This window comes from Amycolatopsis stemonae (assembly GCF_054781455.1).
Genome location: NZ_BAAGUJ010000004.1, coordinates 70,125 through 84,650 on the forward strand (window position 1 = coordinate 70,125; position 14,526 = coordinate 84,650).

The 14,526-nt window shown below is 69.3% G+C and carries 14 protein-coding genes; 10 read left to right on the top strand and 4 right to left on the bottom strand.

Annotation, left to right across the window (positions count from 1 at the left end; genetic code table 11):
* On the bottom strand, positions 1-1,620 hold the full coding sequence (locus ACYVLJ_RS16170; RefSeq protein ID WP_460439194.1) for a DUF4041 domain-containing protein: 1,620 nt from the start codon (positions 1,618-1,620) through the stop codon (positions 1-3).
* A 144-nt stretch (positions 1,621-1,764) separates the two neighbouring features.
* Here ACYVLJ_RS16170 and ACYVLJ_RS16175 point away from each other — a divergent pair, with 144 nt between their 5' ends.
* The gene (locus ACYVLJ_RS16175; protein ID WP_451979928.1) at positions 1,765-1,974 is read left to right on the top strand and encodes a hypervirulence associated TUDOR domain-containing protein; all 210 of its coding nucleotides are present in this window, start codon (positions 1,765-1,767) and stop codon (positions 1,972-1,974) included.
* Between the two features lie 81 nt (positions 1,975-2,055).
* On the opposite strand, the gene ACYVLJ_RS16180 is transcribed toward ACYVLJ_RS16175, so the two are convergent.
* Positions 2,056-3,180, bottom strand: a complete 1,125-nt coding sequence (locus ACYVLJ_RS16180) for a CdaR family protein (RefSeq protein ID WP_460439195.1) — start codon at positions 3,178-3,180, stop codon at positions 2,056-2,058.
* A gap of 175 nt (positions 3,181-3,355) precedes the next feature.
* Here ACYVLJ_RS16180 and ACYVLJ_RS16185 point away from each other — a divergent pair, with 175 nt between their 5' ends.
* Positions 3,356-4,621, top strand: coding sequence for a YncE family protein (locus ACYVLJ_RS16185; protein WP_460439196.1), 1,266 nt, complete (start codon positions 3,356-3,358; stop codon positions 4,619-4,621).
* A gap of 4 nt (positions 4,622-4,625) precedes the next feature.
* On the opposite strand, the gene ACYVLJ_RS16190 is transcribed toward ACYVLJ_RS16185, so the two are convergent.
* Both ACYVLJ_RS16190 and ACYVLJ_RS16195 read right to left on the bottom strand, forming a co-directional pair.
* A complete protein-coding gene (locus ACYVLJ_RS16190; RefSeq protein ID WP_460439197.1) occupies positions 4,626-5,039 on the bottom strand; it encodes a DUF5655 domain-containing protein in 414 nt (137 codons plus the stop codon).
* 40 nt (positions 5,040-5,079) lie between these two features.
* Positions 5,080-6,882, bottom strand: a complete 1,803-nt coding sequence (locus ACYVLJ_RS16195; RefSeq protein ID WP_460439198.1) for a sigma-54-dependent Fis family transcriptional regulator — start codon at positions 6,880-6,882, stop codon at positions 5,080-5,082.
* Between the two features lie 167 nt (positions 6,883-7,049).
* On the opposite strand from ACYVLJ_RS16195, the gene ACYVLJ_RS16200 reads away from it, so the two are divergent.
* The 8 genes from ACYVLJ_RS16200 to ACYVLJ_RS16235 all read left to right on the top strand — a co-directional run bounded on the left by ACYVLJ_RS16200 (position 7,050) and on the right by ACYVLJ_RS16235 (position 14,526).
* Positions 7,050-7,298 (top strand): hypothetical protein, encoded by a 249-nt coding sequence (locus ACYVLJ_RS16200; RefSeq protein ID WP_451979943.1) that lies wholly within the window; start codon positions 7,050-7,052, stop codon positions 7,296-7,298.
* 107 nt (positions 7,299-7,405) lie between these two features.
* Positions 7,406-9,061 (top strand): ferritin family protein, encoded by a 1,656-nt coding sequence (locus ACYVLJ_RS16205; RefSeq protein ID WP_451979946.1) that lies wholly within the window; start codon positions 7,406-7,408, stop codon positions 9,059-9,061.
* Between the two features lie 77 nt (positions 9,062-9,138).
* On the top strand, positions 9,139-10,173 hold the full coding sequence (locus tag ACYVLJ_RS16210; protein ID WP_451979948.1) for an NADH:ubiquinone reductase (Na(+)-transporting) subunit F: 1,035 nt from the start codon (positions 9,139-9,141) through the stop codon (positions 10,171-10,173).
* A 13-nt stretch (positions 10,174-10,186) separates the two neighbouring features.
* A complete protein-coding gene (locus ACYVLJ_RS16215) occupies positions 10,187-11,356 on the top strand; it encodes a ferritin family protein (protein WP_451979950.1) in 1,170 nt (389 codons plus the stop codon).
* On the top strand, positions 11,353-11,724 hold the full coding sequence (mimD, locus tag ACYVLJ_RS16220) for a propane 2-monooxygenase effector subunit MimD (RefSeq protein ID WP_451979953.1): 372 nt from the start codon (positions 11,353-11,355) through the stop codon (positions 11,722-11,724). Before ACYVLJ_RS16215 ends, mimD begins: the two co-directional genes overlap by 4 nt.
* A gap of 38 nt (positions 11,725-11,762) precedes the next feature.
* Positions 11,763-12,797, top strand: a complete 1,035-nt coding sequence (locus ACYVLJ_RS16225) for an amidohydrolase family protein (protein WP_451979956.1) — start codon at positions 11,763-11,765, stop codon at positions 12,795-12,797.
* Positions 12,794-13,504: an iron-sulfur cluster assembly protein gene (locus tag ACYVLJ_RS16230; RefSeq protein ID WP_460439199.1), complete on the top strand. Its 711-nt coding sequence runs from the start codon at positions 12,794-12,796 to the stop codon at positions 13,502-13,504. Before ACYVLJ_RS16225 ends, ACYVLJ_RS16230 begins: the two co-directional genes overlap by 4 nt.
* On the top strand, positions 13,501-14,526 hold the full coding sequence (locus tag ACYVLJ_RS16235) for an NAD(P)-dependent alcohol dehydrogenase (protein WP_460439200.1): 1,026 nt from the start codon (positions 13,501-13,503) through the stop codon (positions 14,524-14,526). Before ACYVLJ_RS16230 ends, ACYVLJ_RS16235 begins: the two co-directional genes overlap by 4 nt.

Here is a 14,526-nt window from a genome sequence, read left to right on the forward strand (position 1 = left end):
CTACTCGAGCGTAGCCGTCAGCGGTCGGCCGCCGTTCTCGGCCTCCGCCATTCGCCGGCTGGACCGCCATTCTTGGGCTTCCGGTTCCTGCACGTAGTCGACGAGGTTGTCCCGCAGCCCCATCTGTTCGAGGATCTCGAGAATCTCGTCTGGAGTCGCGTAGAAGAACTCACGCCGAAGGTTGATCCGGTTGACCCGGCGGGCTGCCAGCCGCTGGTGCAGCCGGGTCTCCAGGCTGACCGCGTCGGCGTCGAAGATCTTGGCGTGGACGTCGAACCTGAACGGGACGGACGCATCGCCCAGCTCTCGCACGCGTTCGAGTGGGTCGAGACGTCTCGTCAGGCCGACCTTGACGACTCCGTCGCCGAAGGAGCCCACGTTGGAGATCACGTACACCCAACCGGTCCTGATGTTGGCTTCGCGTTCCTCCACGCCTCTGATCGCCTCGTCGAGTTCGCTGAGCTTGGCCTGGGCTGCGGCGGTCTTGGCTTGGTCGCCGGACTCGGCCCACTTGAGCATGGCGGTCTGCCAGTGTGCTTGTTCCTTGGTCAGGCGGGCCTTCTCGCGTTCGAACTCCCGCTGGGCCTGCTGTTCGTCTCGTTGGCGTTCCCGTTCCGCTCTGACCCGTTCCTTCTCTTCTTCGACCTTCGCCAAGTGGTCGGCGGTGAGGTCGAGTTCCTCCAACCGCAATCGGTGGTAGCTCGGGGCGATGTTGATGTTCATGGTCTTGCCCAGCCGGGAGATGACGTCCCGGGTCTTGGTGAGACGGTCCTTCGCCGAACCCAGCCGGTAGGGCCGCATCGATCGCACGCAGTTGTCCGCTTCGGCGTTGTACGCCCGCAGCATCAGCTTCGAGAAATCCCGAACCATCCGCTGCCCTTCGGCGGTCGAGCCGTTCACGGTCCAGTCGGTCGCGGCCGTGATGGCGTGGTTGTTCTTGGCGGACACCTTGATCGAGTCCCTCAATCGCTGCAGCGCGGCCTTGTACGCCACTGCGTCGTCGAGCCGATGGCGGAACTCGTAGATGCCCGCTTCCTGGAGCAGGGTGATTTCCTGGGTCTCGACGATCTCGGTGCGGATCTTCCTCAGCTTGTCGCCGGACTCTTCGATCTTGCCGCGGACCGTCGCGAGTTCGGTCTCGGCCGTCTTCAAGGCGCGCTCATGAGCGTCCCGCTGCGCCTGTGCGTCGAGTGCCAGCTGGGCGACCGTCCGGCGCATCTCGGTGATTTCCCGTTCGAGAGCCACTGAGTCCTTGCCCCGGAGGTCGTCGTACCGGGTCGTGAGTGTCTGCAGCTCACCGGCGAGCTTCCCGGCCCTGGCTTTTTCGGTGTGCAGGGACGCTGCCGTTTCCTGCACCAACGCGCGTGTTGCGGCGAGTTCCGCTTCGGTCGCTCGGAGCTGTTTCCGCGCGCCGAACAGCCCGACACGCTTAGGTGCGGGCCGGCCGGTTTGCGGATCGGACTGGACCGGGAGAGCCTTCGGCATCTGCTCCTCGGGCGTCCACAACTGCCAGAACTTCGGAGGTGCCGGCCAGTCGGCCGGCGGCTGCCAGCCCGGTGGCGGGCTCCAGCCGGCAGGAAGGGCGGGCCAGTTCGGCGGGGGATTGAACCGGTAGCCCATGGTGCTTCCTCCTGCTCGTGATCACGGCGGACGTCTTCGTCGGCCTTGGTCGATCACGCGTCGACGCCTGTTACGGCGGTGACGCCAATCGTTATCGGAACCGGGCCGTGAATGATCGGCGCGGATCGGGGTAGCCGCCGGGGCATGGGCAACGATTTCCGCAAGGGCGACCGCGTCCGCTGGGACGCGGGCAACGAAAGTTCCGTCGGCACCGTCGAAGAGAAGATCACCGAGGACACCCGGGCCGGCAAGCGGGCGGTCAAGGCGTCGCCCGACGAACCGCAGTACCTGGTCCGGAGCGAGAAGTCCGGGAAGACCGCGGTGCACCACCCGGACAAGCTGCACAAGGCCTAGCGGGCCGCGCGGACCTTCGCCGGCGTCCGCGTGGCGGGGGATCACGTGCGGGTGGACGTGGGCGGCCGGCCGTGTCGGGGTTCAGCCCGGCGTGGTGAGCCAGTGGTGCAGCGCCCACCACGACCGGACGGCGTCGAGCACCCGGCCGCCCGTGTTTTCCCCCAGGGCCAGCGGGGTCAGCTCGGCGAGCCGGTCCAGGCGGTACCGGACCGTGTTGGGGTGCAGGTGCAGGGTTTCGGCCGTGGAGCGCAGGCGCTGGCCGTGGTCGAGGTAGGCGAGCGCCGTGGCGGCCAGCTCGCGGTGGAACGGGTTCGCGGGGTCCAGTTCGCCCAGCAGCGCCGTGGTGAGCAGGTCGCCCAGCAACGGCTGGCCCGCCAGGGCGATCTCGCCCGCCAACGCCGTGAGGTCGTGGCGGCCGGGGCCGGCGATGCGCGCCGCCGCCGTGCAGAGCCGGTGGACCTCCCGCAGCTCGGGCAAGCCGGCCGGGGGAGCGACGACCAGCACGACGTCGCCGTCGAGCGGGACGCCGCCGGGCGGGCGCGCCGCCAAGCCGGTGAGGCGGCCCTCGACCAGCCCGTACACCCCGCCGGACTCCAGGAGCGCCTGCTCCAGCGTGCGTGCCCGGGCCGGGTCGCTGACGTCGGAGACCACGCAGGAGTACCGGCCGTCGGGTCGCAGCCCCGCCTGCCGGAGTTCCTCGGGCGTCGGCGGGTGCCCGGTGAGCAGCGCCGTGCGCAGCAGCTGGGTCCGCGCGTCGCGCACCGTGCGCGAAAGCTGGATTTCGGCGGCGTGGTAGCCCTTGACGACGTGGTGCTCCAGCGCGCCCGTGTAGCGGTCGGCGTCGAGGACGGTTTCGAGGATGACGTCGTCGGGCACGCCCGCCGCCCGGCAGCGCTCGACCGCGACGCGCGCCGCGTGCGTCCGGCCGGCCTGGACCCCGCGCAGCAGGTCGGTGAGCGGGACACCCTGTGCGGCGCGGTCGGCACCCAGCGCCTCGGCCGTGGTGTAGTCCTCCCGCACGGCGCCGTCGGGGCTCGTCGTCGCCCGCAGCGCCGCACTCAGCAGGACCTGGATGTGCCGCCGGTTCTCCGCTTCCGGCAACCGCGCGACACCGGGTGACTCGCTTCGCGCCACCTTGACCAGCTCGTCGAGCACCGACTCGTCCGCGGCCAGCTCGTCGAGGATCCGCCGGAGCAGCGGTGTCACCGGCACCTCCCGGACCCGTTGTGGCACGGCCACAACCGGCCGCCCGCGACGTTGGGCGATCGGGCCTACCGGACCCGCTCCGGTGGCCGGTTATCGTGGCATACCGGACAGTAACGTCTCTCTCCCGCGAAAACCATCCGCCGCCGCACCTGTTCAGCGTCGAAAGGTGTCTTCCGTGCGCACTTCCCCGAGTCCCCGCCGACGGCGGTCGTACCTCTCGCGCCTGGCGTACCTGACCTCGGCCGTCGCCCTGCTCGCGACCGGCGCGGCCGTGCCGGCCGCCGGCGCGCCCGCAGCCCTGCGGGAGGTGATGTTCGTCGGCAACAACTGGGACGGGACCGCCGACGTCATCCAGTCCCGCGGTTCGTTCGCGAAGATCGGGCGCGTCGACATCATCCCGGACAAGGACGACCGGCTGCGCGAGATCTACCTCAACCCGATCAAGCTGGCGTTCTTCCTCGGCATCCGCAACGGGCCCGGCGAGGGGCACGACCAGTTCGTCGACGACATGTACACCACCCCGGACGGCTCGGCGGTGGTGGCTTCGCGGCCGAGCTTCGCCGACGTCGTGTCGATCAGCCTGGCCACCGGCCGGATCAACTGGCGCTTCCCGGTTTCGGGCTTCCGCGCCGACCACATGGCGGTCTCGCCGGACGGGCTCCGCGTCGCCGTCTCCGCGTCGACGTCCAACACCGTGCACGTGCTGGACATCCGCACCGGGCAGCAGCTCGGCTCCTTCGCCACCGGCGACAAGCCGCACGAGAACGTGTTCACCGACGGTGGCCGGTACCTGTGGAACATGTCGATCGGCAACGTCGACACGAACCTCGACGACCCCGGCTGGGACTTCACCAAGGGGGACCGGCACATCACGGTCGTCGACGCCACGACCTTCCGCCAGGTCAAGGTGATCGACATGCGCCAGCGGCTCGACGCCTTCGGCCGCCACGACCTTTCCAACGCCGTCCGGCCGGTCGCGTTCACGCCCGACGAGTCCAAACTGTACTTCCAGGTGTCGTTCTTCAACGGCTTCCTGGAGTACGACGTCGCGGCCGACAAGATCACGCGGCTCAAGGAGCTGCCGAAGAACCCGGCCACGAGCGACGACCGCACCACCTTCGTCAACGACTCCCGCCACCACGGCATGTCGATGAACCCGGCCGGCACCAAGCTGTGCATCGCCGGCACCATGGACGACTACGCCACGGTCGTCGACCGCGCGACGCTGCAGCAGGGCGCGCTGGTGCCCGCGGTGAAGCCGTACTGGGCCACGGTGAGCGGTGACGGCAACGCCTGCGTGATCTCCGAAGCCGGCGCGGACCAGGTGACGGCGATCGACTTCGCGACCGGGCAGAAGCTGGTCTCGGTGCCGGTGGGCGACCACCCGCAGCGCGTCCGCATCGGCCACGTGCCGGACGGCTGGACCGGCCCGGGCGCCTGAGCGGTCAGGAAGCGTCGAAGGCGATCGTGAGCCACTCGCGGACGTCGTCGTCCACATCGGACACTTCGCGCAGCGTAAGCCGGTGGCCCACCCGCGGCCCGCTCGCCCAGCTCGCCGGGGCGATGCGGGCCGTCTCGATCGGGTACGGCAGGAACAGGTACACCAGGACGTCCCGCGACCGCGGGCGCAGCTCCGCCAGCTTCAGGTTCCGCTTGAGGAACACCCCGACCTTGACGGCGTCCTCGTGGACGTCGCCGAGGGTGCGCAGGTGCTCTACGACGGCGTCGTAGATCGCGCGGAACCGCGGGTCGTGCCCGGCGAACGTCTCGTCCACCGTGCAGCCGGGCACGCACGTGTGCGCTTGGCCGGCGCGCGCGAACTCGCGGTCGCACTGCGGGCACGTCCACCGGGTCGCCATGCCGTCCAGCATGGCAGGCCCTGCCCGGTCCGCGGACGGGTCAGCGGTTCGGGGCGACGATCCCGTACTCGTGGATCTTGCGGTAGATGGTCGCCCGGGAGATGCCCAGCAGCTTGGCCGCGCGGACCTTGTTGCCGTCCGCGTCCTCGAGGCAGCGCACGATCGCGTCGCGCTCGATGGACTCGAACCGGTTCAGCGGGCGCCGCGTCACGGCGTGGAACTCCGCGGGGAGGTCGGTCGGGCGGATGGTGCCCGCCCGGCGGCGCTGGGCCACCTTGCGCAGCACCTGGTAGAGCTGCCCGGTGTTGCCCGGCCACTCGGCCCGCATCAGCAGGTGCAGCGCCGCCGCCGAACAGGTGAGCCGGCCGCCGTAGCCGAGCTTGCTCAGGGCTAGGGGGACCAGTTCCGCCAGGTCCTCGACGTGGTGGCGCAGCGGCGGCACGCGCACCGTGCGCGGGAACGACTTCAGCAGCTCGGCCAGCGCCGGTTTCGTCTCGGCCTCCGGTACGAGCGTGACGACCACCCACGGCGCGTCGGGCCGGTCCCGCAGCTCGCGCAGGGTCGCCGCCAGCGCGTTCGCCGCCGACGTCGTCAGGCGGTCGGCGTGGCGGATCACCAGCGTGCGGACCGGGGCCTCGGCGTGTTCGCGCAGCAGCGCGCCGGCCCATTCGGTGCCGGACGCGACCGCCGAGTCGACGGTGAGCAGCCGGTCGGCCGGGTGGTGGCGCTGGTGCAGGCCCTTCGCCAGGGTCAGCTTGCCGGTGCCGGCCTCGCCCTCCAGCGCGACCCACTCGCCGCGCTGGTGTCCCGTGTCGAGGTCGTGCCCGCAGCGCAGCCACAGCGGCGCCGAGCCGACCACGCCCGGCAGGTACATCGGCAGCATCGGCGTCGACACGGCGAGCGTCTCTTCGGCCTCGATCAGCTTCACCGACAGGACACCACCGGCGATGTCGGTCTCGCGCTGCCCCGGGACGCGGCGGCAGAACACGCGCACGCGCAGGCCGCTGGACAGCGCGAGCGTGGCCGGCGTCCGCCGCCCGTCGGCCAGTGCCTCGGTCGCGTGGCCGAGCAGCACCGACTGGTCGGCCGGGTCGAGCAGCTGCCGCGCCCGGTCGTTCATCATCACGATGTCTTCGTTGAACGCCAGCACGATGCCGGTCCACCGGCGGCACGTCTGCAGGTAGGCCTGGAAGAGGATCATCTCGCGCAGGTCGCTGTGGCGCAGCAGCGCCTGGCGGATCTGCTCGGCCGTCGAGCGGGCCAGTGCGATGAGCAGGCCGCCGGCGTCCTTGTACCAGCAGGTGAGGTCGACGGCCCCGATCTTCTTGCCCGAGATCGGGTGGTGGATCGGCACGCCGGCGCACGCCAGGTTCTCCAGGTGCTCGGCGTAGTGCTCGTGCCCGAACACGGTCGTCGCGCGGCCGTCCTCCAGCGCGGTGCCGATGCCGTTGGTGCCGACGGACTGCTCGCCGTAGCTGAACCCGGGCACGAGCTCCACGCGCTCGAGGTGCCGGCGCAGGTCGGCGTCCCCCGTGCGCTGCGTCAGCACGACGCCGCTGGGGTCGGTGAGGATCAGGCTGATCGGCTGGCCGTCGAACTGCTCGCCCAGCTTGTGCAGCACCGGTTCCGCGCCGCGCATGAGCGGGATGTCGAGGTTCTGGTCGCCGAGGTAGAGGGGGTCGATCCGGTCGGCTTCGACCTGGAGCTCCTGCGACCGCCGCCACGAGGCCAGGATCGTCTGCCGGACCGTGCCTGGTGGCACCGGTTCGGCCGTCAGGAAACGCACCCGGGTACGGGCGAGCTCGTCGTCGGCGAGCAGCGTTCCGGGCGCCATCTCTTCCACGTGACCTCCAGCTTCCCGCGGCCCACGTGGGTGCGGGCACACCCGTTGTGCCGCCCGTTCAGCCTAGATGCGCCGCGCGGGGAACGGTGTCTCAAATTGAGACGGCCGGGCCGCGCCCCCGGCGGTCCGATGGAGGGGCAACCGACCCCTGACCAGGAGGAGGACCGATGGCCGCCGAGGCCGCGGAGACCTACAACCCGTGGACGATCGTCAACCTGGTTTTCACGCATCTGGCCGAACAGGGGCTGCACCCGACGCTCGGCGGGGACGGCCACCCCGGCGATCCGGCGGCGGCCCTGCTGCGCACCTTCGGGATCGTGCCCACCGTCGAGGGCGACGCGCGGGTGCAGGCCGGCGTCCACGACGAGCTCGCCGAGCTGCGGGCCCGGATGCTCGGCGGGGACGAAACGCCCTGAGCAGCGGTTCTGTCTCAGATTGAGACCCGCGTCACTCGGCGCCGCCCCTTCAATGGTCAACGCAGGACGTGCGCCCCGACGGCGAGCGACGGACAAGGAGTTGATCCATGAGTCGCCAGAGTGTGGCGAAAGCCCACCAGAAGATCCAGGAACTGTCGTGGGAGCCGGCGTACCACACCCCGGTTTCGCACTACGGGACGGATTACACCTTCCAGAAGGCCAAGAAGAAGGACCCGTTGAAGCAGGTCCTCCGCTCGTACTTCCCGATGCAGGAGGAAAAGGACCACCGGGTCTACGGCGCCGAGGACGGCGCGATCCGCGGCAACATGTTCCGCCAGGTGCAGGAGCGCTGGCTGGAGTGGCAGAAGCTGTTCCTGTCGATCATCCCGCTGCCGGAGATCTCGGCCGCGCGGGCGATGCCGCTGCTGTTCCGCACGGTGCCGAACCCGGAGCTGCACAACGGCCAGGCGATCCAGATGATCGACGAGGTCCGCCACTCGACGATCCAGCAGAACCTCAAGCGCCTGTACATGCAGAACTACATCGACCCGGCGGGCTTCAACTCGAGCCTGCGCAACTTCCAGAACGACTACTGCGGCACCATCGGCCGCCAGTTCGCCGAAGGGTTCATCACCGGTGACGCCATCACCGCGGCGAGCATCTACCTGACCATCGTGGCGGAGACGGCGTTCACGAACACGCTGTTCGTCGCCATGCCCGCCGAAGCCGCCGCCAACGGCGACTACCTGCTGCCGACGGTGTTCCACTCGGTGCAGTCCGACGAGTCCCGCCACATCAGCAACGGCTACGCGACGCTGCTGATGGCGCTGTCGGACGAGAGCAACCACCAGCTGCTCGAGCGCGACCTCCGCTACGCGTGGTGGAACAACCACGCCGTCGTCGACGCCGCGATCGGCACGTTCATCGAGTACGGCACCAAGGACCGCCGCAAGGACCGCGAGTCCTACGCGGAGATGTGGCGCCGCTGGATCTACGACGACTACTACCGCTCGTACCTGGTGCCACTCGAGAAGTACGGCCTCGTCATCCCGCACGACCTCATCGAAGAAGCCTGGAACCGGATCTGGAACAAGGGCTACGTCCACGAGGTCGCGCAGTTCTTCGCCACCGGGTGGCTCGCCAACTACTGGCGCATCGACCCGATGACAGACGAGGACTTCGAGTGGTTCGAGTACAAGTACCCGGGCTGGTACGACAAGTACGGCAAGTGGTGGGAGAACTACGCCCGCCTCTCGACGCCGAACGGGCACCACCCGATCGTCGCCGAGGACGTCGACTACGTGTACCCGCACCGCTGCTGGACCTGCATGGTGCCGTGCCTCATCCGCGAGGACATGGTCACCGACCAGGTCGACGGCCAGTGGCGCACCTACTGCTCGGAGACCTGCCGCTGGACCGACGCCGAGGCGTTCCGGCCCACCTACCAGGGCCGTAACACCCCGAACATGGGCCAGCTGGTCGGCGCCCGCGAGTGGGAGACGCTCTACCACGGCTGGAACTGGGCCGACGTCGTCTCCGACATGGGCTTCGTGCGCGACGACGGCAAGACCATGGTCGCGCAGCCGCACCTGAACCTGGACGACCCGAAGAAGCTGTGGACGCTCGACCACCTGCGCCGGATGCCCGAGGTGCAGTCGCCGAACGTGCTGCTCAACCAGATGTCCGACGCGGAACGGGCCGCTTTCCAGGCCGACTACAACCGCCAGGGCCCGGCCGGCCGCCCGGCCCCGCAGAAGGCCTGACACGCACCGGTCGTGCGTGGTCAGGGCGGCCGGAACCGCCCTGACCACGCACGACCCCGCACCGAGACGGGGCTGGGATGGCAGAGAAACACCGCGTCCGGTTCGAGCCGGTCGGGATCGAGATCGACGTCGCCGAGGACCAGACGATCCTGCGCGCCGCCGCCGAGCAGGGCGTGATGCTCATGCACGGCTGCAAGGAAGGGCAGTGCGCGTCCTGCAAGTCCTTCCTCCTCGACGGCGACGACGTCGAGCACGACCGCTACTCCACCTTCGCGCTCCCGGACTTCGAAAAGGAGGAAGGCTTCACCCTGCTGTGCCGGGCCCACGCCTACGAGGACGTCACCATCGAGCTGCTCAACTACGACGAGGAGATGATCCACTCCGGGCTGCCGATCCAGGAGACCACCGCCGTGGTCGTCGCCAACGACGACGTCACGCACGACCTGCGGCACCTGGTGGTGCGGCTGGACGAGGAACTGAAGTTCTTCCCGGGCCAGTACCTGGACTTCGCGGTTCCGGACACCGACGAGACGCGGTCGTTCTCCATGGCCAACACCTCCGCGCGCGACGGCACGCTGGAGTTCGTCATCAAGATCTACCCCGACGGCCTGTTCTCCCGGTTCCTGGCCGACGACGTCGCGGTCGGCGACCGGCTCCGGGTCACCGGTCCGTTCGGGGTGTTCACGTTGCGGGACAACCCGGGCGCGGAGCTGGTCTTCGTCGGCGGCGGGGCCGGAATGGCGCCGATCCTGTCGCTGCTGCGGTCCATGGCCGAGCGCGGCATCGACCGGAAGGCGACGTTCTACTACGGGGCCCGTCGCCGCCGGGACCTCTGCTTCACCGACGAGCTGCGGGCGCTGGAGGAGAAGCTGCCGGACTTCCGGTACGTGCCGGCGTTGTCCGAACCGGGTGACGAGGACTGGACCGGCGAAACCGGCTTCGTCACCGACGTGCTCCGGCGGGCGGGCCACGACCTCGCCGGCGCCGACGCCTACGTCTGCGGGCCCCCGCCGATGGTGGAGGCCGCGCTCGAACTGCTGCCCGCGCTCGGCGTCGCCGAAAAGCGCGTCTTCTACGACAAGTTCACCACCACCGGCGAATCCGACGCCTGAGAGGGACGGATCCATGACAGCCACGCAAGAACGAAGCGTGCCCAAGCCGACGTTCACCGACGCCGAGGCGGGGGCCAAGGTCTTCCCGGACTCCACCGCCCGCCAGTACAACTACTTCACCCCGGCCAAGCGCAAGCAGAGCCACTACGAAGACGTCACCGTCGAGGTCCAGCCCGACCCGCGGCACTACCTGTCCCAGGGCTGGCTCTACGCCTTCGCCGACGGCCAGGGCGGCTACCCGCTGGAGTGGACCGCGCTGAAGGCGTGGGGCTCGGACCGGCCGGTGCCCGAGCGGAGCCCGGGATCCGGTGGCAAGGGCTACGACTGGCCGGCCCACGGCTGGCACGAGTTCCGCGACCCGAACGAGGAGTGGGAGCTCACCCTCTACCGCTACAACGCGAACGTGGTGCGCCAGCTCAACCAGAACATCGACGCCGCGCGCCAGGCCAAGGCGTTCGAGCAGTGGAACCGCAACTGGGTCGAGTTCGTGGCCAAGCACGTCGGCGCGTGGATGCACGTCGACCACGGCCTCGGCCTCTACCTGTACGCCAACGCCAACCGCCGCGCGCCGACGAACATGCACAACAACGCGATCTCGGTGAACAGCATGCACCGGATCCGTGCGGCGCAGGACCTGGCGCTGTACAACCTGACCCTGACCGAAGAGGTCGAGGGCTTCGACGGCACCGCGCACCTGGCGACCTGGGCCGAGGACCCGGCGTGGCAGGGCGTGCGGGAGACCGCCGAGCAGCTGACCGGGATCTGGGACTGGTGCGAGGCGATCTTCGCCGCGAACATCGTCTTCGAGCCGCTCGTCGGTGAGCTGTTCCGCAGCAACCTGGTGCAGCAGGCCGCGCCAGCCAACGGCGACTTCGTCACGCCGACGCTGATCGGGGCCGAGGAGTTCGACTTCTCCGAACGCGACCTCCGCTACACCAAGGCGATGTTCCACCTCCTGATCAACGACAAGGAGTTCGCCGGGCACAACCAGGCCCTGCTGCAGAAGTGGCTCGAGGACTGGGTCCCGAAGAGCATCGCCGCCGCCCGCGCGCTGCAGCCGCTGTGGTCGCAGCCTGACGCCAAGCCGATCCGGTTCGAGGACGGTCTCGACCGGGCGAAGAGCCGGTTCGCCGGAATCCTGTCCGAATTGGGCCTCAAGGCACCCGAGGAGCTGGGCCAGTGACCATCTTCAAGACGGCGGAAAGCCCGTACAAGGTCAACAACACCGCGTCCAACATGTGCGGTTTCACCCTGATGAACAACCAGGTCGGCGCGATCGTCGCCGAGGTGATGGGCGCCAAGGACAACGTCACCATCACGCCGCTGCCCTCGATGATCCGGGTCGACGCGGTCGGCCGCATGGACGTCGTCTACGCCGAGGTCGACGAGGCCGCCGGCGAGGAAGAGGGCTGGTTCAACGCGGCCGAGTTCGAGGAGAGCATGTCCACCCACTACGGGCGCATGATCCACGAAGACGACCGCACGATCATGTTTGCCAACCCGGAGGACGCGGCCGAGTACCTCGACTTCGACCTCAAGCCGCTCAAGTAATCCCGGGAAGCACTCGATCCCGCTCAGGAGGATCAACCATGTACGAAAAAGACGGCGAAAAGTATTTCGTGGTGGACGCCCACACCCACTTCTGGGACGCGAGCCCGGACAACTGGGTGGAGGGCCAGGAGGAATACGCCAAGGGCTGGATCGAGTGCTTCCACGCCTACCAGGGACTCGGCCCGAAGGAGACGCACTGGCCGATCGACCGGTTCCAGAAGTACTCCGAGGAACTGATGATGCACGACCTGTTCGAGGTCGGGCACGTCGACAAGGCCGTCTTCCAGCCGACGAACCTGCGGCAGTGGTACAAGACGGGCTTCAACACCACCGAGACCGACGGCGCGCTGGCCGCGAAGCACCCGGACAAGTTCCTGGTGAACACCACCTTCGACCCGCGTGAAGGCGACGCGGGCATGAAGGCGTTCGAAGAGCGCGTCAAGAAGTACGGCTGCAAGGGCGTCAAGCTCTACACGGCCGAGTGGCGCGGGGACTCGCGGGGCTGGAGCCTCAAGGACCCCGAAGCCGCGCGGTACCTCGAGAAGTGCGAGGAACTGGGCGTCACCAACATCCACATCCACAAGGGCCCGACGATCTGGCCGCTGGACAAGGACGCGTTCGACGTGTCCGATGTGGACTACGTGGCGACGAACTTCCAGGGCCTCAACTTCATCGTCGAGCACGTCGGCCTGCCGCGCATCGAGGACTTCTGCTTCATGGCCACCCAGGAGCGGAACGTCTACGCGGGGCTCGCCGTGGTGATCGGCGGCCTGATGCACGCCCGGCCGAAGTTCTTCGCGAAGGTCATGGGCGAGCTGATGTTCTGGCTCGGCGAGGACAAGCTGATCTTCGGCGCGGACTACGCCATCTGGGAACCCAAGTGGCAGGTCGAGGGCTTCGTCGACTGGAACATGCCCGCCGACGACGAGCTGTCGGACTTCCCGCCGCTGACGGTCGACCAGAAGAGGAAGATCCTCGGCCTGAACGCCGCGCGGCTGTACGGCATCGACGTGCCGAAGGAGCTGCAGATCGCGACGGAGTCGGTCGAACCCGTCGGCGTGCCGAACTCATGACGGCACTTGACGACCGGATCGTCCGCGCCGACCACGCCGCGGTGTGGTCGGCGCTGGGCACGGTCCGGGACCCCGAACTGGACGAGCCGCTCACCGACCTCGGGTTCGTGGCCCGCTGCGAGGTGAGCGCGGCGGGCCACGCCGTCATCCGGCTGCGGCTGCCGACCTACTTCTGCGCGCCCAACTTCGCGTTCCTGATGGTCGCGGACGCCTACGACGCCATCGCCGGGGTGCCGGGCCTGACCGGGCTCGACATCAGGCTGGACGACCACTTCGCGTCCGACGCCATCAACCGCGGGGTGGCGGCGCGGCAGGGGTTCGTCGCGTCGTTCGACGGCGAGGCCGTCGACGAGCTCGACACGCTGCGCCACGACTTCGTGCGCAAGGCCGTGCTGGCCGGCACCGACCGCGTCTGCCGGTCGCTGGACGGCCGCGACCCGACGGCGCTGACCCTCGGGGACGTCCCGCCGAGTCCCGACCTGGACCGGCTGCGCGCCCGCCGTCACGAGCTCGGCCTGCCCGCCGGCGACGGCGACCCGCTGCTGCTCGACCCGGCGACCGGGCAGCCGGTCGCCCCCGCCGACGCGAAGCGTCACCTGGCCTTCGCGCGGCTGACCCGCACGAGCATGGAGGCCAACTCCGGGGTGTGCCGCGGCATGCTGCGCGCGCGGTACGCCCTGACCGCAGAAGAGGAGGGCACGGGATGAAGGCTGTGCGGCTGCAGAAGTACCACCGGCAACCGGTGATCGAAGAAGTGCCGGAGCCGCGCGCGACCGGGCCCTTCGAAGTCGTGGTCAAGATCGGCGGCGCCGGCGTGTGCCGCACCGACCTGCACATCATCGAAGAGCAGTGGGCCGAGAAGTCCGGTGTCGCCCTGCCTTACACGATCGGGCACGAGAACGCGGGCTGGGTGCACGAGGTCGGCCCGGCGGTGTCCAATGTGGAGGTCGGCGACACGGTCATCCTGCACCCGACGCCGACGTGCGGGCTCTGCCACGCCTGCCGCGCGGGCGACGACATGCACTGCCCGAACGGGAGCTTCCCGGGCATCGACTCCGACGGCGGCATGGCCGAGTACCTGCTGACCTCGGCGCGGGCGTGCATCAAGCTCGACCCGTCGACCCAGCCGGAAGACGTCGCCGCCCTGGCCGACGCGGGCATCACCGCCTACCACGCGGTGCGCAAGGCCGTCCCGCTGCTGTACCCGGGCACCACCTGCGTCGTCAACGGCGCCGGCGGCCTCGGGCACATCGGCATCCAGTCGCTGAAGGCGCTGACCGCGACCCGCGTGATCGTGGTGGACCGCAACGGCGACGCGCTGAAGCTGGCGGCCGAGCTGGGTGCCGACGAGACCGTGCTGGGCGACGGCAAGCAGGTCGACGCGGTGCTCGACCTGACCGGCGGCAACGGCGCGGAGGTCGTGCTCGACTTCGTCGCCGAGCAGGGCGCCCAGCAGGACGCCTTCGCGATGACCCGGCGCGCCGGGTCGCACTTCGTGATCGGCTACGGCAGCAACATCGACATCCCGACGATCGACATCATCTCCACCGAGCGCAACGTCATCGGCAACCTGGTCGGCACCTACAACGACCTGGTGGAGCTGATGGTGCTCGCCCAGGCCGGGAAGGTCACCCTGCACACGAAGAAGTACCCGCTGGACGCGGCTCTCGACGCACTGGCCGACCTCGACGCCGGTCGCGTGCGCGGTCGGGCCATCCTCACCCCCTAG